We start from the raw sequence: 21,518 nt of genomic DNA, 5'->3' as shown, positions 1-21,518 counted from the left end.
CCAATGTGGGCGGCCGCTTTCAGTCTGTGAGGATCGAAATGAAGTCGGGCCCGGATCCGTTCCTCAAAAACGTGATCACGAGCCCGTGAAGAGAGGGGTTCCGACAGACCCCGGCGTGTATCCGCCTATTCCGCGGCGGCTTGCTCGGCCTCTATCTCGGCCGCCTTTTTCTCAACGATTTCAACGATATGGTCGATCATCTGGTCGTTGGAGAGTTTGTGATCCTGCTTGCCTGCGAGGTAAACCATGCCCGATCCGGCCCCGCCGCCGGTAAAACCGATATCGGTCATCAGAGCCTCGCCGGGACCGTTCACCACGCAGCCGATGATCGACAGGCTCATCGGAGTCTTGATATGTTCGAGCCGCTTTTCGAGCGCCTCGACGGTCTTGATCACGTCGAACCCCTGACGCGCGCAGGACGGACAAGAGATGATCTGGACGCCGCGTGTGCGCAGGCCAAGCGACTTGAGGATCTCGAAACCGACCTTCACCTCCTCGACCGGATCGGCCGAGAGCGAAACGCGCAGGGTGTCGCCGATGCCCATCCAGAGCAGGTTCCCGAGCCCGATCGCGGATTTGACCGTGCCCGCCATCAGCCCGCCTGCTTCGGTGATGCCAAGGTGGATCGGCGCGTCCGTGGCCTCTGCAATGCCCTGATAGGCAGCGGCGGCGAGGAACACATCCGAGGCCTTCACCGAGATCTTGTATTCGTGAAAGTCGTGATCCTCGAGAATGCGGATATGATCCATCGCAGACTCGACCATCGCCTCGGGGCATGGCTCGCCGTATTTCTCCAGCAGGTGTTTCTCGAGGCTCCCGGCGTTCACGCCGATGCGGATCGAACAGCCGTGATCCTTGGCCGCACGCACGACCTCGGCCACGCGCTTCTCGTCGCCGATATTGCCGGGGTTGATGCGCAGGCAGGCCGCCCCCGCCTCCGCCGCCTCGATGGCGCGTTTGTAGTGGAAATGGATGTCGGCCACGATCGGCACCGGGCTTTCGCGGCAGACCTCCTTGAGCGCGCGGGTGCTCGATTCATCGGGCGTCGAGACGCGCACGATATCGGCGCCCACATCGGCGGCGCGGATCACCTGCTCAAGCGTCGCGCGGACATCCGAGCTGTCGGTATTGGTCATCGTCTGCACCGAGATCGGTGCATCGCCCCCGACCGGCACGTTGCCGACCATGATCTGACGGGATTTGCGGCGGTAGATGTTGCGCCACGGGCGGACCGGGTTGAGAGACATCGTGAACGCTCCTTCGCGGGTTTCGCCTCTCTGATAGGCGAAGGCCCGCTGCTGTGCAACGGGCCGGGCTGGATCGTGACTGCGACCGATCGGGTCGGGGCTTATTGCGGATCGGCGGCGGGGGCTGCGGTATCGCCCGCATCGGCCACGGCGATCATCTTCGCAAGATCCTTATCCTGGTTGAGATCGGCCACCGGGTAGCTTTCATCGAGATGCTCGGGCGAAAGCGTGATGTTCTTGGTCACCTCGCCGCGCTTGCCGACCGGGCCATGGGTCACGCCGTTGACCGCAAAATAGATCGCGCCGGATTCGCCCGTGCGCATCGACGCGGGCTCTTCGAGCTTGGGCAGCACATAGCGCTCGCCCGCATCCATGACCTTCTCGAAGATGGTCGAACCATCGGCCGAGTTGATCCGCACCCAGGACGGGCGCACGGCCATCACGACGACCTCGGGCTTGTCCGCGCCGAGCGCCTTGGCGACGGCGGACTGGATCGCGTTCTCGGGGCCAGCCACGGAGGCAATCTGCGGCGCAGCCGAGTTTGTCGGGGTCATCGAGGCAAGGCTCGGGGTAAGAGCCGGGGCGGCAGCGCCCATGCCTGTCCCTGCCAGCGCGCCGGTCGCGTTCGGATCGATCGAGGCGATAGGCCCGTCGCGCGAGATCAGCACCGGCGCGTCGAGCACCGCCGGACGGTAGATACGGCTCGTCCGCTCGGGTTGGGCGATCACGGGCAAGGTGTCGTCGGCCTGAGCCATCTGCGGGCCCTCCTCGACCGAGTCGAGCGGATCGAGATCGGCCACCACGCCCGGGGCCTGATCGACCGGGGCGAGCTGTACGCGCTGGACCTCTTGCAGAACCGTCCAGCCGCCATAGCCGATACCGCCCGCAATCAGCGCAAGCACCATCAGCGCCCCGACCGCGCGCGGCTCGATCTTGGCAAGAAGAGATTCCTTCTTCGGAACGAAAGCCGGATTCGCGAGGGCTTCGGCCACATCTTTCGGGTGGCGCTGCGGCTTGGGACCGGAGGCGGCTTCGGACATGCCATGGGCGGGCGAATAGCCAGCCTCGGCGCAGAACCGCTGGAACGCCCATTCCGGGTCGAGCCCGAGATAGCGCGCATAGGAACGCACATAACCCGCGATGAAGGAGGGCGTATCGAACGCCTCGACATCACAGCTCTCGATGGCGGCGATATAGGCGGCCTTGATGCGGAGTTCACGCTGGACGTCGAGGAGCGATTTGGCGAGCGTTGCCCGCTCGCCGCGCATCACATCACCTAGGCGCAGCTCGAAATCGTCAAACCCTTTGGGTTTGAGTTCGTCCTGCGTCGAAGGTTTAGCCCTCCGCCCGATCATGCCGCCTGTCCCTGCCTTTTTTCGCCAGTCTCGATTCGCGGGCGTTACCCGTTTCGATTAAGAAAGACCTATCACAAGCCAGAGAGGCGCGCACGCGCCGATTGAGTTCACGCCGAGGCTTCGGCGCGATTTAGCTCACAGCGCGACCAGAGCGCGTCCATGCCCTTCACCAGCCCGTCGATCATGCCCGTATCGTGCACCGGCGAGGGGGTGAAGCGCAGACGCTCCGTCCCGCGCGGCACGGTCGGGAAGTTGATCGGCTGAACATAGACGCCGAACTCTTCCAGCAGCATATCCGAGAGCGCCTTGGTGTGCTTGGGGTCGCCGATGATGACCGGCACGATATGCGAGCCGTGGTCGATGATCGGCATCCCCATGCCTTTCAGGCGCATCTTGAGGATCTTCGCATGCAGCTGCTGCTTGTCGCGCAGCTCCTGCCCCCCCGCGGTCTTGAGGAAGGCGATCGAGGCGGCGGCACCCGCGGCGATCGCCGGCGGCAGGGACGTGGTGAAGATGAAGCCCGGCGCGTAGGAGCGCACGGCATCGACCATCTTGGCAGACGCCGCGATATAGCCGCCAAAGACGCCGAACGCCTTGCCCAGCGTGCCGTTGAAGATGTCGATGCGATGCATCTCGCGCAGCTTCTCGGCGATACCGGCGCCGCGCGGGCCGTACATGCCCACCGCGTGCACCTCGTCGAGATAGGTCAGCGCGTTGAATTCCTCGGCGAGATCGCAAATCTCCGAGATCGGACCGAAATCGCCATCCATCGAATAGACCGACTCGAAGGCGATCAGCTTCGGCGCTGCCGGATCATCGGCGGCCAGAAGCTCGCGCAGGTGGGCCACATCGTTGTGACGGAAGACGCGCTTGGCCCCGCCATTGCGGCGGATGCCCTCGATCATCGAGGCGTGGTTCAGCTCGTCGGAATAGATGATCAGGCCGGGGAACAGCTTCGGCAGCGTGCTCAGCGTCGCGTCATTGGCGATATAGGCCGAGGAGAAGACCAGCGCCGCCTCTTTCCCGTGCAGATCCGCGATCTCGCGCTCCAGCCGCTTGTGGTAAACCGTGGTCCCCGAGATGTTGCGCGTCCCGCCCGAGCCCGCACCGGTCGCATCGAGCGCCTCATGCATCGCGTTGAGCACGACCGGGTGCTGCCCCATGCCCAGATAGTCGTTGCCGCACCAGATGGTGATATCCTGCTTCGACCCGTCCGGCTTGGTCCAGACCGCGTGCGGAAAATTGCCCTTCTCACGCTCGATATCGATAAAGACGCGGTAGCGGCCCTCCTCGTGCAGCTTGCCAATCGCCTGATCGAGTGCGCGGTCGTAATCCATCTCGTACTTCCCTTGCATGACTGTTCGCTAGGTCTGCCCTACCGGGCGACGCAATGCGCGACATTGATAAATGTCAAATTCCTCTCCCTGAAGGGCCAAAATGTCGCAAAGAGACATTAAAAGCAAACATTCAGTTTTCACAATTTGTCCCGCCCTCGCGTCAGCCCCTCTGGACAGTGCCGCGCACAGCCCTAGGCTCTGGCCAAAACAAAGGAGGCCTGCAATGGCATTGAACGAGGTTCTCACCGAGATCGACACCGGATTGGACGCCGCGATGGAGCGGCTTTTCGCATTGCTGCGGATCCGCTCGATCTCGACCGATCCGGCTTACATGGCCGAGACCAGGGACGCCGCCGAGTGGCTGGTCAAGGAACTGGAATCGTTGGGTTTCGACGCCAGTCTGCGGGAGACGCCCGGCCATCCGATGGTGGTGGCGCATTCGCAAGGCGACGGCCCGCGTCTGCTGTTCTACGGCCATTATGACGTGCAGCCGGTGGACCCGCTGGAGCTGTGGAAGACCCCGCCCTTCGAGCCGGAATTGCAAGACACGCCGAACGGCAAGGTCATTCGTGCCCGCGGCGCCTCGGACGACAAGGGCCAGCTGATGACCTTCATCGAGGCCTGCCGCGCCTACAAGGCCGTGAACGGCGCCCTGCCCGGCAATCTCACGATCTTCCTCGAGGGCGAAGAGGAATCGGGCTCTCCCTCGCTCGTTCCCTTCATGGAGGCCAATCGCGACGAGCTGACCTGCGATCTGGCGCTGATCTGTGATACCTCGATGGTCTCGCCCGGTGTGCCCTCGATCGCGGGCAGCTTGCGCGGGATGCTCAAGGACGAATTCACGCTGCACGGGCCGCGCATCGATCTGCATTCGGGCCATTACGGCGGTCCCGCGCTCAACCCGCTGCGCGAGATTTCCAAGATCATCGCGAGCTTCCACGATGAAAAGGGCCGCGTCGCCGTCGAAGGCTTCTACGAAGGCGTGCACGAAGTCCCGCCCGAGCAGCTGGACGCCTGGAAGACCTGCGGTTTCGATGAAAAAGAGTATCTCGACCACGCCGGCATGACGGTCGCGCATGGCGAGACCGGCTACACCACACTCGAACAGCAATGGGCGCGCCCGACCCTCGAGATCAACGGGCTCTGGGGCGGCTATCAGGGCGCGGGCTCCAAGACCGTGATCCCGGCCGAGGCGCATTGCAAGATCACCTGCCGCCTCGTGGGCGACATGGATCCCGCCGAGATCCGCCGCAAGCTGCGCAAACATGTCGAAGACCGCCTGCCAGTCGATGCGACCGTCACCTGGGACAATGATCTCGACGGCGCCCCCGCCTCGGTAATGGACACCTCGCGCCCTGAATTCGAGGCCGCCCGCCAGGCGCTCTCGGACGAATGGAACCGCGAGGCGGTGATCGTCGGCATGGGCGGCTCGATCCCGATCGGCTATTACTTCAAGTCGATCCTGGGCATGGATGCTATGCTCGTCGGTTTTGCCAATGATGACGACGCGATCCACTCGCCGAACGAGAAATACGACGTGAAGAGCTTCCACAAAGGCATCCGCTCCTGGGCGCGCATCCTCGACCGGATCGCAAAGTAAGCAGCCTCCCGGGGGGCTCCGCACCCATTGCCGAGTATCGCGCAAACCATCGGAGCCCCTCTGCGAGAACGTCTCGTCCACCCACGACACGCCCCCCTTCTTCTTGACCCAAATATCTCGGGGGAGGCGCGCGCAAGCGCGACGGGGGCAGAGCCCCCTGCTCGGTCATGATTTGTCGCCTTCCGGCGACGGAGGCGGCACCCCCTCCCCGATCATGATTTGTCGCCCTCCGGCGACGGGGGCAAGCGCCCCCTCCCCGTCCCGATCTGCCGACATCCGGCGACCGATCTCGTCGCCTTCTCCACGGGGTCTGCAAAACGAAAAGGCCCCCGGAAATCCGGGGGCCTTCTCAGTGATCTGCGTTCGGAAACGCTCAGTCGAGCAGGCGGCCCTGTTGACGGAAATAGGCCTCGGCCTCCGGCGTGAGCTCCACCTTCTCGTAGCCCGAAACCATCGGGCGCACGTGCTGGCGGAACCCATGGCCGATCGTCAGCAGGTAGACGTGGATCACCACGAAGCTCGCGATCGCGAAGGCGGCGAGGACGTGGAAATTCGCGATGATCTCCAGCCAGAACGATCCACCGTCGAGGTGGTCCCAGAAGCCGTAGCTCAGATAGGCCAGTCCCGAGATCCAGATCGCCGGAAAGAGCATCATCTTGAGCGCGAAATAGGACGCGGCCTGGAGCGGGTTGTGACGCCGCTCGTAGCTTTTCACGTAAGGATGCTCTTCGCCCTTGAATACTCCATAGGCATAGAAGCGCCCGACCTCCCACATGCCCGCCAGACGCGGGATGAACTGCTTGTAGCCCCCCGTGGTGAAGAGCCAGAAGGTCGCGAAGGCCCAGAGCAGCAACAGCGCCAGCGCCACCACCGTATGCACCATGACCGCAAGCCCGAAGGGCATGATCGTGTGCAGGCCCAGAAGCCGCGCGCCGGTGAAGAACAGCAGCATGATCGAGCCGACCTGCGACCAGTGCCAGAGCCGGTTGAATCGGCTGTAAACCTTGACGCAATGCTCAGCCATGGTGGCCTCCCTTGTTCTTGCCGCGACTGATCACGCGCAGCGCCCCATGCCCGAGCACGCCCAGCAGCGCCAGCAGGAACACCGCGAGCCCGAGCTTGCCGCCGAGATTGATCCCGGAGCCCGGCACGTAGATACCGGCGAGATTGGCCATGCGGCCGTCCTGCGCGTGGCAGCTCTCGCAGACCAGCGCGTCTTCCTTGGGCGCGACCATATGGGTGATCGGCCAGTACATGTAGGTATGCACGAAGCCGAAATCGCCCGAATATTCGAGACCGACATAGTCCATCCCAGCCTGGAGCGATTTCTCCCAGTCGAAATAGGACCACAGCGCGGTGCCGTCGCCGGGCCCGTAGACGTGGTTGTAGAGAAGCACGTCACGCTGCTTGTCATAGGCTTGCGTGCCGACCATGCGCTTGAAGGGGAAGATCCGGCTGTCTTCGCCGCCCGGATTGCCGCCGATCTTGTTGATCTCGACGACTTTCGTGGGGTCGATCTTCTCTTCGGGCAGGGTGTAGGTCATCTCGCCATTCGACCAGGCGTAATAGGGCGTGACGTTCTCACCCCATTCGAAATCGCCCTTTTGCGACATGTAGGTGTGCAATTGCTTGCCGTCGGACTGGGTGAAACCCTCTTCGTGATAGGGCTTGCCGTCCTTGAGTTTGCCCGCCGTCGACCAGTCCCAGACCGTCTTCGTGGCGACGCCGCCGCGCGCGAAGCTCGGGATGTGGCAGGTCTGACAGGCGAGCGTATCGGTATGGTCGTTGAGCTTGGCCGCGATCAGCGGATTGGGGCCTTTATGCGGCGTGTCGGTGTGGCACGACTGGCAGGCCGCCGCATCATGGGCCGAGCCCGCCATGCGATCGGGATGCGGGTCCACGACATCGGTCTCGTAGCGCGAGCCCTCGAAGACGTGCTTGTCCGAGACGTGGCAGGTCTCGCAGGCGAAGTTCTCGCCGTCAGGGGACATGTGCACGTCGACATCGCGCGCAGGGTTGAACAGCGCCGAGCTGAGATCGCCATGCTTCACGTTGTCGCCGCCGCCGCCATAGAAGTGGCAGTTGCCGCAATTGTCGCGCCCGGGAGGCGGACCGACCGAAAGCGCGGCCTTCACCAGATCGACGGCTGTCGCCGTTGCACCGGTGATCGTCTTGGCACCTTCCGCGACCGGCTCGAGCGGCGGTTCGCCGGCGAGGTTGTCCTGTTTGGTGTACTGGCCCGATTTGTCATGGCACACGAGGCAGTCAACCTTGGTCGGGTCGTCCGGCATCGGCTGGCGCACATCGGTCCAGCCATAGCCCGTGTGACAGCTCGTGCAGCGCACCTCGTTCGAGGCGACGTTGCCGCAAAACGCATTCATCTCATGCGCCTTGCCGAGCGTCTGGCCGGTGACCTCGTTCTGGTACTCCCATTTCCAGTGCACCGAATGCATGACCTGATTGCCCGCTTCGGTGTGGCACGACAGGCAGGCCGCGGTCACTTCCGAACCAGAGGCGAAAGGCCCCTTGAGAATGTCGAATTTCGAGTGATCCGCAGTGAGATCTTTCACCGGATCGCTCATATGGGCGGCCTTCGAAGCGTCGGGCTTCGACTGGGCGCCGAGTGCGGGCGTCTCCTCCCCGGCCGAGCTTTCCTGGGCGTAAGCAGGAAACTGGGCCCAAATCACGGTCGAGACGATTGCCGTGATCCGCAACGCGGTCTGTCTCATCAGCACTCCGATAGGCTAAGCTTTCAGGCAGTACACTTTCCTTAGCGTGAACGATCGTATCACGGACATGCGACATATCGTGAAGCTTACGTGACTTTCTGTCGCATCAAGATTTACGAAATCCTACGTTCTCGCCCAGCCTTTGCTGACCTGCGGCGCGGCGCAGGCGGGCACCGGGCGTGCGCGGGCATCGCGACCTCACCGGCGCGGCATGCTCCGCCATGGATCATCCGAGCCCGTGCTGGAACGACGAAACCTTGGGAGGGCGGAAGCCGACGCCACCCTTGCCGACACGGCCCGACGACGGTGTCATCTTGGCCAGTCGATGCTCCCTGGGCGTCGAGGAAGCACCAGCGGAGTGGTCTGAGATCCCGGTTAGAGTAACGCAGGCCATCGGCTCTTCCCGCGGCAAGCCCCAGACCACAAAAAAACGCGGGCAGTTCCCCTGCCCGCGTTCGTCTTTTCTGCTCGGCAGGTCTCTGAGCCCTGCCCTTCTTGGGTTTTACATCCCGGTCATGCCGCCCGCGCCCATGCCCATGCGGCTCGCCAGATCGGCCAGAACCCAGACGGTGCCCGCGGCCATCAGGATGATGATCACGAAGGTGAACATCACCAGATAGAGATCCGGGCGCGCATCTTGCGACAGGTCCACGTGCATGAAAGCCCAGAACTGGATGACGAGCTGCGCGATGGCGAGGATGCCGACGATGCTCCAGGCGAGCGACGCCCCGAACACCCCGCCACCGGCGATCACGACACCTGCCAGCGTGAGCACCACCGAGAGCGCGAAGCCCCAGACATAGCGCGCCATCGCGTGCTTGTATTCGCCCGAGTCCATGCCCTTGTCGGAATTGATATGGCTCATGACAGCACCCCCATCAGGTAGACTTTGGTGAACAGAGCGATCCAGACGATGTCGAGCATGTGCCAGAACAGGCCCAGCCGCACGAGGCGCGATTTCAGCAGGTCATTCATCCCGAAATGCTTCATCTGGACCATCAGGATGATCCCCCAGATGATGCCCGAGGTGACGTGCAGACCGTGCAGCCCGACCAACGAATAATACGCGGTCAGGAAGCCCGACACCTGCGGCGTGTTGCCCTCGGTCCAGAACTCGTGGAACTCGTAGAGTTCGATGCCGAGGAAGATCGCGCCAAGCGCCAGCGTCAGCACCAGCCAACCGACCGTGCGCTTCATCGAGGCGCCGTATTTCATCCCCAACGTGCAAAGGCCGAAGGTGAAGGTCGAGATCAGCAGCGCCATGGTCTCGATCGTGGGCAGGCCAAGGCTGAACAGCTCATGCGGGCTCGGCCCGTTCGCGATGCCGTGCCATTCGGCATCGGCGTAGTTCGCGATCATAAGCGAGAAGGCGATGAGATCCGACATCAGGAAGATCCAGAAGCCGAAGATCACCGTGCTCGTCTTGTCGTGGTGGCCGTGATCGTGGGGGGCGGAGTGACCCGCCGCCCCCGTATTGGTCATCGTTGCGCTCATACCGCTTCCTCCAGGATCAGACCGCGATTTTTCGAGGTGAATTCATCGTCGAGCGACACTTTCGGCGTGGTTTCGACGAGGCGCTTATGGGCTTCGTAGCCCTCGCGCAGTTCCTCGGCGGTGATGGTTTCTTCCCAATCGGTGTCGTAGGAGCGGATCAGCACCAGCACCCACATCGCCACGAAGCATACCGCCGCGATCAGCCACATCTCGAAGATCAGGGCGAACGCGCCCACCGTCGCCACGCCAGCCACGAGGATCGGCATGCCGGTCGGCTTGGGCAGGTGGATGTCGACGAACTCGGTCGGATCCATCACGCGCTTGCCGGCGGCTTTCGCATCGACCCAGGGCTCACGCGAGGTGATGTGCGGAACGGTGGTGAAGTCGTATTCCGGCACCGGGCAGCCCAGCGACCATTCGAGGCCACGGCCATCCCAGGGATCGCCCGCAGGCACCATCAGGCTTTCGCGGTTCTTCACCGAGACCCAGATCTGGATGACTTGCGAGGTCAGACCCGCGAGCACGCACAGCGCCCCGATCATCGCGACAACGAGCCAGGGGAAATAGGCCGGATCGGTGAAGAAAGCCATGCGGCGCGGCGCGCCCATCAGACCGATCGCATAGAGCGGCATGAAGGCGAGGTAGAAGCCGATCATCCAGAACCAGAAGCTCCGGCGTCCCCAGGTCTCGTCCAGGCGGAAGCCGAAGGCGAGCGGGAACCAGTAGTTCACGGCCGCGAACATGCCAAACAACAGGCCCGGGATGAGCATGTTGTGGAAGTGCGCCACCAGGAACAGCGAGTTATGCGTCGCGAAGTCGATCGTCGGGTTGGCGAGCATGACGCCCGTGATCCCACCGATGACGAAGGTGAACATGAAGCCCGCCGAGAACAGCATCGCCGTCGAGAAGCGCAGCTTGCCACGCCACATCGTCAGCAGCCAGTTGAAGACCTTCACGCCGGTCGGCACACCGATCGTCATCGTGGCGATGCCGAAGATGGCGTTGAGGTTTGCCGTCTGGCCCATGGTGAAGAAGTGGTGCACCCAGACCGTGAAGGACAGGACCGCGATCGCGATCGTCGCCCAGACGAGCGAGGTGTAGCCATAGAGCTTCTTGCCCGAGAAAGTCGGGATCACGTGCGAGAACACACCGAAGGCCGGCAGGATCAGGATGTAGACTTCCGGGTGGCCGAAGAGCCAGAACATGTTGGCGAAATTCATCATGTTCCCGCCATTGCTGGCCGTGAAGAAATGGAAGCCCGCGTGACGGTCAAGCGCCAGCATGAAAGAGGCCACGGTCAGCGGCATCATCGCGAAGATCATCAGGATCGCCGTGCACAGCGTCGTCCAGGCGAAGATCGGCATCTTCATCAGGTCCATACCTGGGGCGCGTTGCTTGTAGATCGTCACCGCGAAGTTGATCCCCGAGAGCGTCGTGCCGACCGAAGTCAGCGCGAGCGACCAGATCCAGTAATCCACCCCCTCATTCGGCGAGAGCTTGATGCCCGTATAGGGTGGATAGGCCGTCCAGCCGCCGGTTTCGAAATGACCGACCACAAGCGAGGCCATGACCAGTGCGGCACCGCCCACCGACAGCCAGAGCGAGACCGCGTTCATGAAGGGGAACTCCATGTCACGCGCGCCGATCTGGAGCGGCATGACGACGTTGATCACGCCGGTCAGGAAGGGCATCGCCACGAAGAAGATCATGATCGTGCCATGGGTCGAGAACAGCTCGGCATGGTGTTCGACCGAGAGGAAGCCCGGTGCGGGCGAAACCTGCTGGGCCCGCATCACGACCGCCTCGAGCACGCCGCGGATCAGCATGATCGCGGCGAGTACGACATACATCACGCCGATCTTCTTGTGATCGAGCGAGGTGAGCCATTCACTCCAGAGCGGTTTCCACCAGCCCTTGACGGTGAGCAGCAGCGCCACGGCGAGCGCGCCGAGGACCACGATGCCCCCCGCCCCGGCGGCGATGCCGGTCGAGAGCGTCGGCTCCTTCAGAAAGGGAACGATGAAGACATCGTTCAGATCAAGGCTGCCAAGGATACTCATTGCGCGCCCCCGTTGAGTTGCGAAAGATGCAGATCCTGATTGATCGCCTTGTCGATGGCCTTCTGGGCGGGCGAGTTGTCAGGCAGGATCGCGGCACCGCCATCGGTCGCGATGGAGGGGTTCATCATCACTTTCATCCAGTAATCCTTCATCGGCGGCTCGAAGAGCTCGGGCCCCGACCAGGTCGCGGTTTTCTTGAACGCGGCTTCGAGCTGGGCCCAGGGATGCTTGGGCTCTTGCAGGAAGGCGTCGTACTGCTCCTTCGTCACGACATCGACTTCGAACTTGTCGAGCGGGAAGGCCGCACCATTGAACTGGCTGTTGAAGCCGAAGATCTCGGACGTGTCGCCGGTGGTGAGGTTCATTTTCGTGCCCATGCCGGGCATCGCGTAGATCTGACCGGCCAGGCGGGGGATCCAGAAGCTCTGCATCGCGCCGGTGGCGGTGATGTCGAACACGACCGGCGTGTGCTGCGGCAGGACCAGCTTGTTCACGGTGGCCATCTTGTCGGGATAGATGAACATCCATTTCCATTCGGAACCGATCACCTGAACATGGATCGGATCCTTGCCCGTGGGCTTGTAGGGATCTTCCCCCATCACGTGGCCCCAGGTGAGCCAGCCGACGATGAGGAAGGTGAGCGTGGCGCCACCCCAGATCGCGGTCTCGGCCGCGACCGAGTGCGACCAGTTCGGATCGTACTTGCCCTTGCCGCCGCGCCGGCGATAGCGCAGGGCGATCCAGGGCGTGCCGACCAGAAGCGGCAGAGAGATCGGCAACATCCACAGGAAGAAGCTGATCAGGTGCGAACGTTCCCCGGCCGCCACCGGGCCGAGCGGGGTCATCACCCCGTTTTCTGCGCAGCCCGAAAGCCACACGGCCGTCACGGCCATCAGGGCCGGAACAGCATAGCGGCTTGGCCGCTTGTATAGGTCATGGAACAACACGGAATACCTTTCCTATTCCCTCTTATTGGCGCGGGGCTGAAGAGCCGCGAGGGCTCCCGTCCCGCGCGATGTTTTTCGAGCTAGGGCGGGAAAAGGCAGGTCAAACGAACTTGACAAAATGTCGCACCTTGGCGCGTAAGCAATTGTTTTTACTACAACCTGTCGCGAAACCGTCTGCGACAGATTGTCAAAAGTGCAAGGAATCAAGGGGATCGGGGTTGCAATCTGTTCCCTCGATACAGGTCTGAATGCCCCATTCTCTCGTGCTTGTGAAACAGCCGTGAGCGATGCGTGAACGAAATGAGGACATTACGCCCCCTATCGCCTCCGACCTAAGTCGCAATCAACGGGTTCGAAATGCTCTCAGAGAGCCGCGGCCTGTCGCAGCTGAGCATGCGAGGGCACCTGTACCCGCCCGCGCGAGATCCGAAACAGCCCTTCCTCGCTCAACCGCCGCATCGTCTTGTTGGTATGGACCAGCGACAGGCCAAGGACATCGGCCACGACCTGCTGCGAGAAGGGAAACGGCGCGGTGCTGCGCAGGATCATTCCCGCCTCTTCGGCGCGCTGCCAGACATGGTGGATGAACCAGGCGATCCCCTCGGGCGCATTGCGCTGCCCCACCGAGGCGATCCACTGCGACAGAAGCACGACCTCGCGCGCAAGCAGCCACAGGAGATGTTCGGCCGGATGCTCGCCCGAACAGTTGCGCAGACGGGCGTCGGCAGGATCCAGCAGGCTGATTTCGAGCGCGGTCACCGCTTCGTAATAGCTGCCGCGCCCGCCGATGACGCTTTCGCACAGACCGCAAAGGTCGCCCGGATACAGCAGGCCCTCGATCTGGCGTCGCCCGTCTTCGAGCAGCGAATAGCGCATCACGATTCCGGATTCGATCAGCGCGAGCGAGGGCCGGCTCTCGGCCAGGCAGCTCGCTCCCGGCGCCACGATACGGCGCGCGGTCACCAGTTCGGCAAGGTAGCCGAAATCAGGCTGTTTCGTCAGATCTTCCAAACCGCGTCTCATCCTCTTCCGCCTGCGCGAAATTCGCGGCACCGCAGCAATCGCAAGAAGCCACGAATTCCGCTATGTCATAGATTAAAAAGACGATTTTTTTCGTCGCTACACCGTCAGGACGTGACGGCAACTACCCGAAACACTCAGAGAAAGAAGCGTGGCCGCATCTGTTCGCGCTCCACGAGGCCAATCTCTGCCAGCGCCTCGATATCGGGAAGCGCGAGCGTTCCTCTTGACCATTTCACCAAGCCCTGCGCGCGCAACTTCGCCAAGGTCTTGTTCGTGTGAACCAAAGACAACCCGAGCGCATCCGCCAGATCCTGCTGGCGCACAGGGAAGGGCATCTTGCCGTTTTGCACCAGCCCGGTCTGCACCCCGCGATCGAAAAGCGTAACGAAGGCCCAGGCCAGGGCTTCCTGCGCGCTACGCTGACCGACGGTGACCAGGGCATCGCCGAGGAAGTGCTCCTCGCGCGCGACCTGCCAAGTAAGCATCATCGCGCGGCGCGGCACTTTCGCGAAAAGGCTCCAAAGTTGACTGCGCTCGAACACACACAGCCGCACAGCACTCAAGGCCTCGGTCGTATGCGTCGTCTCGTCCAGTAGCGCCGACTGGAGCCCGATGAGGTCGCCCGGAAAGAGGAAATTGAGCACCTGACGCCGACCGTCCTCCAGAATACGGTACCGGATCGCCTGCCCTTCGAGGAGCGTGTAAAAGCGTTGCGGCGCAGAGCCCTCGGTCACGATCGGATGGCCGGCGCGCACCTGCATCTCCCCCGAGCGCGCCACACGAACGGCGTCACGCTCGTTTGCGTCGTGACGCTCGAAGGCCGTATTTTCGGCAAAGGGGCACTGATCGCAACTGCAGGGCATTTCAGGACGTTCTCTTTCCGGTTGATTTGTCATTTGCGAAACGCGGAATCACCGGGATGGTTCCCGTGATCGTGAGGTACGCCATACCGCCAGGAGCCCGGCGCAATCGCTGAATGCTTCGCCGAAACAGGCGAAAATCAACGCCCCGCAGGCAGTTGCGCGAATTCCCCTTTTCCGCGAGTCCTATGTCATAGTTAAATGACTTTGCCCCGGTCGGGGCGCAGAAGGAGTTGCGTCCGGTCCTCCCCGGACATGGTGTAACGGTGAATCGCAAAATGGTTCAGGACTTCTGCGGGCCTGGCTCGGAAGTTTCCCTCGAAAGCGAAAGAGTACACGGATGATCACGCCCGCCCTTCCCCGGATCGACGGGATCGCACTCGTGCTCGAAGATGCGATGATCGTCGCCTATGATGCTGCGGCCATGCTGTCCGAGTTCGGCGCGCTCGACGTTGTCGTCTGCGCCACGTTGAGCGACGCGATGGAGCGCATCCGGACAGGGCTTCGTCCCGCACTCGCGCTTCTCGATATCGATCTGGGTGGTGAGACCTCGCTCGAAGCGGCCTGCGCACTCAACGAAAGTGCCGTCCCGATCATTTATTCGACCGGATATGAAGCCGATTCCGAGCTGCTCACAGCCTTTCCCCGCGGCGAGATGCTCCTGAAGCCCTACACCGCCGAAGATATTGCGAAAGCGCTGCAATCCTTGGGCTTTCTGACCGCCTGAGCGGGCGCCGCCATTCGCCCCGCCACTATCCGCCATGCGCCATGTGCACCACGGTATGCAATTTTCGCATACCTGACAAACGTGGACTCTTTCCCCTCGAAGCCTTTCATCAGCGTCGGAATTTTCCGGTCCGGCGGGATCGGCCGGTGGGGTCACGCCTCGCCAACGCTCCGCCCGGATCTGCGAGCAGTAGCGAAGGAGGAGCGCGTGAACAGCATTGTCCGCAAACGTCATGCCGGACTGACCCACAAGGTCATGTCGGCCGAGGAAGCCGCTCAGCTGATCGACAATGGTGCGACGATCGGCATGAGCGGCTTCACCGGCTCGGGCTATCCCAAGGCCGTGCCGATGGCGCTCGCCGCGCGGATCGAGGCCGAGCACGCGGCTGGCCGCCCGTTCAAGGTGAAGATCTGGTCGGGCGCCTCGACAGGGCCCGAGCTCGACGGCGCACTGGCGAAAGCGGACGGGATCGAGTTTCGCCTGCCCTATAACTCCGACCCGATCGCGCGCGAGCGGATCAACAAGGGTCAGATGAAATATTTCGACATGCACCTGAGCCAAGTCGCGCCGATGGCGTGGATGGGGTTTCTGGGCAAGCTCGACACCGCGGTGATCGAGATTTCGGGCATCACCGAGGACGGCAAGCTGATCCCGTCCAGCTCGGTGGGCAACAACAAGACCTGGCTCGAATGCGCCGACAAGATCATCCTCGAGGTGAACCGCTGGCAATCGCCGATGCTCGAGGGGATGCACGATATCTATTACGGCACCGCCCTGCCCCCGAACCGCGTCCCGATCCCGCTGGTCAAACCCGATGACCGGATCGGCCAGCCTTATTTCGAGGTCGATCTCGAGAAGGTCGTGGCCGTGGTGGAGACCGATGCGCCCGACCGCAACGCGCCTTTCGCAGCCCCCGACGCGGTGGCCGAGGCGATTGCCGGCCATATCCTCGACTTCCTCGGAAACGAGGTGAAACAGGGCCGTCTGCCGCGCGGGCTGCTGCCGCTGCAATCGGGCGTCGGCAACGTGCCCAATGCCGTGATGGCCGGGCTGATCGAGGCCCCCTTCGACCAGATGACCGCATTCACCGAAGTCATTCAGGACGGGATGCTCGACATGATCGAGGCGGGCAAGCTGCGCATGGCCTCCGCCACCGCGTTTTCGCTCTCGCCCGAGAAGGCGCAGTATTTCAACGACAACGCCGCCTATTTCCGCGACAAGCTGATCCTGCGCCCGCAGGAGATCTCAAACCACCCCGAGCTGGTGCGCCGTCTGGGCTGCATCGCGATGAACGGGCTGATCGAGGCGGATATCTACGGCAACGTCAATTCGACCCATGTGATGGGCTCGAAGATCCAGAACGGCATCGGCGGCTCGGGAGATTTCGCGCGCAACGGTTATGTCTCGATCTTCATGACCCCCTCGGTGGCGAAAGGCGGCAAGATCTCCGCGATCGTGCCGATGGCCGCCCATGTCGATCATATCGCGCAGGATGTGCAGGTGATCGTGACCGAGCAGGGTCTGGCCGATCTGCGCGGGCTCTCACCCAAGCAGCGCGCCGAGACGATCATCGAGACCTGCGCCCATCCCGTCTACCGCCCGATGTTGCGCGACTATTTCACCCGCGCGCAAAAGGGCAGCTTCGCGAACCACGCGCCGAACCTGCTGGGCGAGGCGCTGAGCTGGCACCAGCGGTTTGTCGAGACCGGGACGATGGAAGTGTAAGGGCCGCGCCCGACCCTTGGGGGGATTGCGACTGCGCCCGGAGCGCGCCGAAGGCGCAGGGCGCGCGCCGGTCCGTCCCGACGGGCTGGCGCATGGTCACCCGCGCGAAACGCTCGAACAGTGGAGGGGCTTGGCCGGCATAAAGCACCTTCGTTCAAAACTCGGGCCGCGCCATCCCACGGACCGGCGCACGCCCTGCTCCGCGACCCTATAGAAAAAGGGGCGCCCGACCGGACGCCCCTTTCCCATTCCAAATCCCGAAAGGCTCAGACCTTGAGCGACGGGATGATCTGCTTTTTCCGGCTCATCACGCCCGGCAGAACAACGGTGTCGCCCGCAACGGTGGCATCGAAGCTCTTCTCGGCCACGCCCTTCACCAGATCGTTCGGCACCAGCAGCGTCGCTTCCTCGTTGAGGATATCGACCACGAACAAAAGCACCTGATCGACGCCATCCTCTTTCGCGACCGTCTCCATCGCGCCCATCAGCGAGGCCTTGCGATCGAGGATCATCTTCGGCGCGGTGGTCTCGAGGACCGAGACGCGGAACGAGGTGCCACCCACGGCATATTCCTTCGAATCCATGCGCAGCAGTTCCGCGTCGGAGAAGGCCGAGACGTCCGATTTCGCCTCGAACATCTTCGTCGCAAGCTCATGCATGTCGACGCCGAGATCCTTCGCCAGAGCCTCGCAGACGGCGCGGTCGTGATCGGTGGTGGTGGGCGAACGGAATTCCAGCGTGTCGGACAGGATGCAGCTCAGCATCGCGCCCTTCACCCCGCGCGGCGCCTTGGCCACGTCGTCGCCCATCAGGTCATACATGATGGTCGCGGTGCAGGCGAGCGGGCGCATCGTGATGTCGATCGGCGAGGTGGTCTCGATTCCGCCGGTCAGCTTGTGGTGGTCGATGATCTGGATCACGTTGGCCGAGTTGATGCTCGCGGGGAGCTCGGCCGGGTTGTTGGTGTCCACGATGACGACGCTCTCGCCCTCGGCCACGTCCGCGATGATCTCGGGCTTCTCGAGACCCCAATGCTCGATCACGAAGGCAGCCTCGGTGTTGGGCTCGCCAAGCAGGCAGGCCTTCGCGGGCGTGCCTTTGATTTCGCTGAGATACCACGCCCAGGCGATGGGCGAGCCGGTCGAGTCGGTATCGGGGGCCTTGTGGCCGAAAACCTTGGTCGTCATGGAGAAATCCCCTCGGATGTTCGTCTGTCGCGGCGGTTTATAGGGGCTGCGCAGGGGCTTGTCACCATCGGGAAAGGGCTGGAGGTGAGGAAGGCCGAAATGGGCTGCACCAGACCTTTGGGTGAGCGCTTTGACCCGCCTGCGGTTTGGCGCTTTTTACAACAGCCCGAAGGTCGATTGAACCCGCACTGACTTCGCCAATGCGCCCTCCCGGTGAGTGGTCAGGCGCGGTCCGGGTTGGACGCCCGGGCCAACAGGCGAAGGACGCGGATCCGTGAACGAAAGAGCGATAGAACCGAGCCGCCCTACCCGTCCAGCCGTTCGATCTTCCAGCCGTCATCCGCCAGCATCTTCAACAGCCCGTCATTACCCGACAGGTGCAGCGCGCCGACCGCGACCACCACCGGCCCCTTGGCGGCGGCAGCTTCGATCTTGGGTAGCCATTTTTGATTGCGCGCAACCATCAGCAGATCTTCCGACAGCTTCATCTGCCGCTCGACCTCGGCAGGGTCCATCCCGCCCGCGACCGCCTGATCACGCGCCAGTTCCCAGATGATCCGGGGCTCGCCGCGGAAATAGAGGTCCCCCATCGTCACGCCCATATCGTCAGCCAGGGGCGCGCCGATCACCGCAGCCCGCAGCATTTCCAGCGCCTCTTGCTCGGTGATCGCGTTGAACAGGGTGAAGACCGTGTCCCAGGGCTCTAGCGCCTGGATCGGCACGTCGCGCGCTTCGGCCCCGTCCATCAGCAGCTTGTCGAGCCCCTTGCCGCCTTTCGCGATATCCTCCACCGCACAAGGCGGCAGCGACAGCGTCATCGCAACGAAAGCCGGGCGCATCTTGGCCGCCAGAAACGTCGGCATACCGTGGCGCGCCAGCGCCGCCTTCGTCATTTGCCAGTCCTCTTCCGAGAGGAGGTCCGGCAGGGTCTTTCCGGTCGAGAACATCAGGCTCGGGTCGGTTGTCATCGCGCTTTGCAGCCGGGCCTCTTCCTCGGGCCCGGCCTCGACGAGCAGCGCCGTGGCCCGCGCGAGCGCATCCCCCACCTGCGCGCTCAACGCGTCATGGCGTGCGTCGGGCAGATGATACGTGCCCGCGAGCGTGATCTCCTGATCGCCCTTTGTGGCCCGAAACAGCAGCCCTTGTGCAAACGGCACCGAATGGGCCGCGGCCTCGAGACGCGCCTGCTCTGCCTTCGGCATCGCGTCGAAAAGATCGGTGCCGACACACTCGGCCGCGGCGGGCAAGGCAAAAGCAAGGGCCAGTGCGGGCGCCAGAAAGGGCTTGAGAAGCGATCTGAGTTTCATGATCGCGACAGTGCCACGCCGACGAGGGCGCGCAAAGAGGCAATCGGCGGGAAAGGCGCGCGTAACGGGCGATCGGTGCCGAAGGCGCCTCGACAGGGCCCGAACAACGGCTGAAGGCGCCGCTCAAAAGGAAGGGAAATCATGACTTTGAGCGCCATAATCCTCACCGTAGCGTGAGCGGAATTTCAAAAGGACGTCATTTTGGAAAACAACCTGACTCGCCGCGCCGTTTCCCTGCTTCTGCCCTTCGGTTTCCTCGGGATCACGGGCTGCGCGTTTGGCCCGCGGGCTTCCTACGCGCCCCGGCTCCCGACCGATGCCCGGTTTCAGGAGATGGTCAAGCACGCGATGCCGGACTATCGGCTGACCTCCGCGATCATTGGCCGCCCGGTTGTGCGTTCGCCGGGATTTGCCTTGCTACTGGTAAATATACACGATGATCCGCAAACGGTGCTGCGGAAGTTCCTGTCGCAATTCGAAGGCACTGGGCTGCCGCAGGTGAAACTTTACATAGATGGCGTCCCTTTGATTTCGCAGACCTGGCGCGTCGACTTTCCGGGCTGCGAACCGGGGCAATGCGTGGCGACGATGGAGCGCCTGCGGTTTGTTCCGATCTCGAAGGCCGAACATGACCGATACCGGGCCGACCGATCCGGGTTTGGTTTCGAGCGCCACACGATCAAGACCGCAACGCTCGATGGCGTCGCCTATGAAGCGGTCGTGGTCGTCGGATACGATTACCGCCACCGGGTCATCTCTTATTTTGTTGAGACCGACCGAGCGGCCATTAACGAGCGAGAGCGTGATTGGGCGGTCCTTAACGCTCGTAGAAATCTAAAATACCCAATTGAGGTGTTTCGATATTCTCGCAATCTTGCGCTCGGCGTGAGCGCTTTTTACGACGATGGTCCCCACATTGGGGGCGAACTTTCAAAAGGGCTTTGATGTGCGTTTCTTGAGCGTCGGAGGACGTCATGTCGGACAATAGATTTCGTCGCCGCGCCTTTTCCCTGCTCCTGCCCTTTGGTTTTCTGGGGTTCATGGGCTGCGCGTTTGGCCCCCGGGCCTCCTACGCGCCGCGGCTTCCGACCGATGCCCGGTTCCAGGAGATGGTCGAGCAAGCGATGCCGGGCTATCGGCTGACCTCCGCGATCATTGGCCGCCCGGTTGTGCGCTCGCCGGGGTTTGCCTTTCTCATTGTGGATATACGCAAGGACCAAGAGACAGAGTTGCGGAAGTTTCTGTCGCAATTCGAAGACACAGGGCTGCCGCAGGTGCGCCTCTATATCGCTGAGGTTCCCAAGGATCCCGATGTTTGGCGCGTTGACTTTCCGGGCTGCGAACCCGGGCAATGCGTGGCGACGATGGAGCGCCTGCGGTTTGTTCCGATCTCGAAGGCCGAACATGACCGATACCGGGCCAGCCGATCCGGATTTGGTTTCGAGCGCCACACGATCAAGACCGAAACGCTCGACGGCGTCGCCTATGAAGCCGTCGTGGTCGTCGGATACGATTACCGCCACCGGGTGATCGCCTATTCTGTCAAGACAAGCCGAGCAGCTGTCAACAATGTCGAGCGTGATTGGGCCATCCGGAACGCCCGCAGCCGTAGAAAATATCCAATCGACGTATTGCAGTATTCTCATAACCTCGCACTTGGTGTGAGTGGATTCTATGACAATGGTCCCCGGATTAGGCGGGACATGTCAAAAGGGCTTTGAGATGCCTTGCCCCGGCGGATTTGGCGATACCACAACCACCTTCCCTTCCCGCCTCTGACACACGGACACTGAGCACAACCCCATCTCCGCTCCGTCTCCGGAGACGAAAATTTTTCGCATCTCGCCCATTGACAGTTCCCGGCCCCAGTGACTAACTCCTGCGCCGTTAGCACTCACCAAAGACGAGTGCTAAAACTTT

At 62.6% G+C, this 21,518-nt stretch carries 18 protein-coding genes; 5 read left to right on the top strand and 13 right to left on the bottom strand.

The genetic code is table 11. The annotated features are described in order from the left end of the window. Positions 1-125: 125 nt before the first annotated feature. From ispG to hemA, 3 genes are all read right to left on the bottom strand, one after another. A complete protein-coding gene (gene ispG / locus BMG00_RS17075; protein ID WP_078575245.1) occupies positions 126-1,247 on the bottom strand; it encodes a flavodoxin-dependent (E)-4-hydroxy-3-methylbut-2-enyl-diphosphate synthase in 1,122 nt (373 codons plus the stop codon). Positions 1,248-1,348: 101 nt separating this feature from the next. Beyond that, positions 1,349-2,602 carry a helix-turn-helix domain-containing protein gene (locus tag BMG00_RS17070; protein ID WP_078575243.1) on the bottom strand — a complete coding sequence of 418 codons (1,254 nt, stop codon included), beginning with the start codon at positions 2,600-2,602 and terminating at the stop codon, positions 1,349-1,351. 107 nt (positions 2,603-2,709) lie between these two features. Next, a complete protein-coding gene (gene hemA / locus BMG00_RS17065; protein ID WP_078575241.1) occupies positions 2,710-3,939 on the bottom strand; it encodes a 5-aminolevulinate synthase in 1,230 nt (409 codons plus the stop codon). A 223-nt stretch (positions 3,940-4,162) separates the two neighbouring features. On the opposite strand from hemA, the gene BMG00_RS17060 reads away from it, so the two are divergent. Further along, positions 4,163-5,539: a dipeptidase gene (locus BMG00_RS17060; RefSeq protein WP_078575239.1), complete on the top strand. Its 1,377-nt coding sequence runs from the start codon at positions 4,163-4,165 to the stop codon at positions 5,537-5,539. A 373-nt stretch (positions 5,540-5,912) separates the two neighbouring features. Here the strand turns inward: BMG00_RS17060 and BMG00_RS17055 are convergent, their stop codons facing one another. The 8 genes from BMG00_RS17055 to BMG00_RS17020 form a co-directional block, all read right to left on the bottom strand. Further along, positions 5,913-6,563, bottom strand: a complete 651-nt coding sequence (locus tag BMG00_RS17055; protein ID WP_078575238.1) for a cytochrome b/b6 domain-containing protein — start codon at positions 6,561-6,563, stop codon at positions 5,913-5,915. Next, positions 6,556-8,268 (bottom strand): tetrathionate reductase family octaheme c-type cytochrome, encoded by a 1,713-nt coding sequence (locus tag BMG00_RS17050; RefSeq protein WP_078530583.1) that lies wholly within the window; start codon positions 8,266-8,268, stop codon positions 6,556-6,558. The genes BMG00_RS17055 and BMG00_RS17050 overlap by 8 nt, the downstream gene beginning before the upstream one ends. Positions 8,269-8,770: 502 nt before the next feature. Continuing rightward, complete coding sequence (locus BMG00_RS17045; RefSeq protein ID WP_078530513.1) at positions 8,771-9,133, bottom strand: cytochrome o ubiquinol oxidase subunit IV; 363 nt, start codon at positions 9,131-9,133, stop codon at positions 8,771-8,773. Beyond that, the gene (locus tag BMG00_RS17040; protein ID WP_245795075.1) at positions 9,130-9,762 is read right to left on the bottom strand and encodes a cytochrome c oxidase subunit 3; all 633 of its coding nucleotides are present in this window, start codon (positions 9,760-9,762) and stop codon (positions 9,130-9,132) included. Before BMG00_RS17040 ends, BMG00_RS17045 begins: the two co-directional genes overlap by 4 nt. Beyond that, positions 9,759-11,822, bottom strand: coding sequence for a cbb3-type cytochrome c oxidase subunit I (locus tag BMG00_RS17035; protein ID WP_078575236.1), 2,064 nt, complete (start codon positions 11,820-11,822; stop codon positions 9,759-9,761). Before BMG00_RS17035 ends, BMG00_RS17040 begins: the two co-directional genes overlap by 4 nt. Then, a complete protein-coding gene (locus BMG00_RS17030) occupies positions 11,819-12,769 on the bottom strand; it encodes a cytochrome ubiquinol oxidase subunit II family protein (RefSeq protein WP_146642688.1) in 951 nt (316 codons plus the stop codon). The genes BMG00_RS17035 and BMG00_RS17030 overlap by 4 nt, the downstream gene beginning before the upstream one ends. Positions 12,770-13,132: 363 nt before the next feature. Further along, a complete protein-coding gene (locus BMG00_RS17025) occupies positions 13,133-13,792 on the bottom strand; it encodes a Crp/Fnr family transcriptional regulator (protein WP_078575231.1) in 660 nt (219 codons plus the stop codon). Between the two features lie 134 nt (positions 13,793-13,926). Then, positions 13,927-14,553, bottom strand: a complete 627-nt coding sequence (locus BMG00_RS17020) for a Crp/Fnr family transcriptional regulator (protein ID WP_245795078.1) — start codon at positions 14,551-14,553, stop codon at positions 13,927-13,929. 439 nt (positions 14,554-14,992) lie between these two features. Between BMG00_RS17020 and BMG00_RS17015 the strand changes: the two genes are divergently transcribed. Both BMG00_RS17015 and scpC read left to right on the top strand, forming a co-directional pair. After that, positions 14,993-15,379: a response regulator gene (locus BMG00_RS17015; RefSeq protein WP_078530518.1), complete on the top strand. Its 387-nt coding sequence runs from the start codon at positions 14,993-14,995 to the stop codon at positions 15,377-15,379. Between the two features lie 207 nt (positions 15,380-15,586). Beyond that, on the top strand, positions 15,587-17,104 hold the full coding sequence (gene scpC / locus BMG00_RS17010; protein WP_281251076.1) for a succinyl-CoA:acetate CoA-transferase ScpC: 1,518 nt from the start codon (positions 15,587-15,589) through the stop codon (positions 17,102-17,104). A 266-nt stretch (positions 17,105-17,370) separates the two neighbouring features. Here the strand turns inward: scpC and BMG00_RS17005 are convergent, their stop codons facing one another. Together BMG00_RS17005 and BMG00_RS17000 are read right to left on the bottom strand one after the other, a co-directional pair. Then, positions 17,371-18,291 (bottom strand): manganese-dependent inorganic pyrophosphatase, encoded by a 921-nt coding sequence (locus tag BMG00_RS17005; protein WP_078530519.1) that lies wholly within the window; start codon positions 18,289-18,291, stop codon positions 17,371-17,373. Positions 18,292-18,596: 305 nt separating this feature from the next. Next, on the bottom strand, positions 18,597-19,598 hold the full coding sequence (locus BMG00_RS17000) for a TraB/GumN family protein (protein ID WP_078575226.1): 1,002 nt from the start codon (positions 19,596-19,598) through the stop codon (positions 18,597-18,599). A gap of 201 nt (positions 19,599-19,799) precedes the next feature. On the opposite strand from BMG00_RS17000, the gene BMG00_RS16995 reads away from it, so the two are divergent. Then, the gene (locus tag BMG00_RS16995) at positions 19,800-20,543 is read left to right on the top strand and encodes an amidohydrolase family protein (protein ID WP_078530521.1); all 744 of its coding nucleotides are present in this window, start codon (positions 19,800-19,802) and stop codon (positions 20,541-20,543) included. A 29-nt stretch (positions 20,544-20,572) separates the two neighbouring features. After that, positions 20,573-21,319 carry a hypothetical protein gene (locus BMG00_RS16990; RefSeq protein ID WP_078575224.1) on the top strand — a complete coding sequence of 249 codons (747 nt, stop codon included), beginning with the start codon at positions 20,573-20,575 and terminating at the stop codon, positions 21,317-21,319. Positions 21,320-21,518: the final 199 nt, after the last annotated feature.

This window comes from Thioclava marina (genome assembly GCF_002020135.1).
GTDB lineage: Bacteria > Pseudomonadota > Alphaproteobacteria > Rhodobacterales > Rhodobacteraceae > Thioclava > Thioclava marina.
Note: the sequence above shows the minus strand (reverse complement) of the source record. Positions and strands in the feature narration are given on the sequence as shown.

Excerpts from the sequence above, each read along its gene's own strand:
- ispG (WP_078575245.1), bottom strand. The coding sequence starts at position 1,247 with ATGTCTCTCAACCCGGTCCGCCCGTGGCGCAACATCTACCGCCGCAAA.
- BMG00_RS17070 (WP_078575243.1), bottom strand. The coding sequence starts at position 2,602 with ATGATCGGGCGGAGGGCTAAACCTTCGACGCAGGACGAACTCAAACCC.
- hemA (WP_078575241.1), bottom strand. The coding sequence starts at position 3,939 with ATGGATTACGACCGCGCACTCGATCAGGCGATTGGCAAGCTGCACGAG.
- BMG00_RS17060 (WP_078575239.1), top strand. The coding sequence starts at position 4,163 with ATGGCATTGAACGAGGTTCTCACCGAGATCGACACCGGATTGGACGCC.
- BMG00_RS17055 (WP_078575238.1), bottom strand. The coding sequence starts at position 6,563 with ATGGCTGAGCATTGCGTCAAGGTTTACAGCCGATTCAACCGGCTCTGG.
- BMG00_RS17050 (WP_078530583.1), bottom strand. The coding sequence starts at position 8,268 with ATGAGACAGACCGCGTTGCGGATCACGGCAATCGTCTCGACCGTGATT.
- BMG00_RS17045 (WP_078530513.1), bottom strand. The coding sequence starts at position 9,133 with ATGAGCCATATCAATTCCGACAAGGGCATGGACTCGGGCGAATACAAG.
- BMG00_RS17040 (WP_245795075.1), bottom strand. The coding sequence starts at position 9,762 with ATGAGCGCAACGATGACCAATACGGGGGCGGCGGGTCACTCCGCCCCC.
- BMG00_RS17035 (WP_078575236.1), bottom strand. The coding sequence starts at position 11,822 with ATGAGTATCCTTGGCAGCCTTGATCTGAACGATGTCTTCATCGTTCCC.
- BMG00_RS17025 (WP_078575231.1), bottom strand. The coding sequence starts at position 13,792 with ATGAGACGCGGTTTGGAAGATCTGACGAAACAGCCTGATTTCGGCTAC.
- BMG00_RS17020 (WP_245795078.1), bottom strand. The coding sequence starts at position 14,553 with ATGCAGGTGCGCGCCGGCCATCCGATCGTGACCGAGGGCTCTGCGCCG.
- BMG00_RS17015 (WP_078530518.1), top strand. The coding sequence starts at position 14,993 with ATGATCACGCCCGCCCTTCCCCGGATCGACGGGATCGCACTCGTGCTC.
- BMG00_RS17005 (WP_078530519.1), bottom strand. The coding sequence starts at position 18,291 with ATGACGACCAAGGTTTTCGGCCACAAGGCCCCCGATACCGACTCGACC.
- BMG00_RS17000 (WP_078575226.1), bottom strand. The coding sequence starts at position 19,598 with ATGAAACTCAGATCGCTTCTCAAGCCCTTTCTGGCGCCCGCACTGGCC.
- BMG00_RS16990 (WP_078575224.1), top strand. The coding sequence starts at position 20,573 with ATGTCGGACAATAGATTTCGTCGCCGCGCCTTTTCCCTGCTCCTGCCC.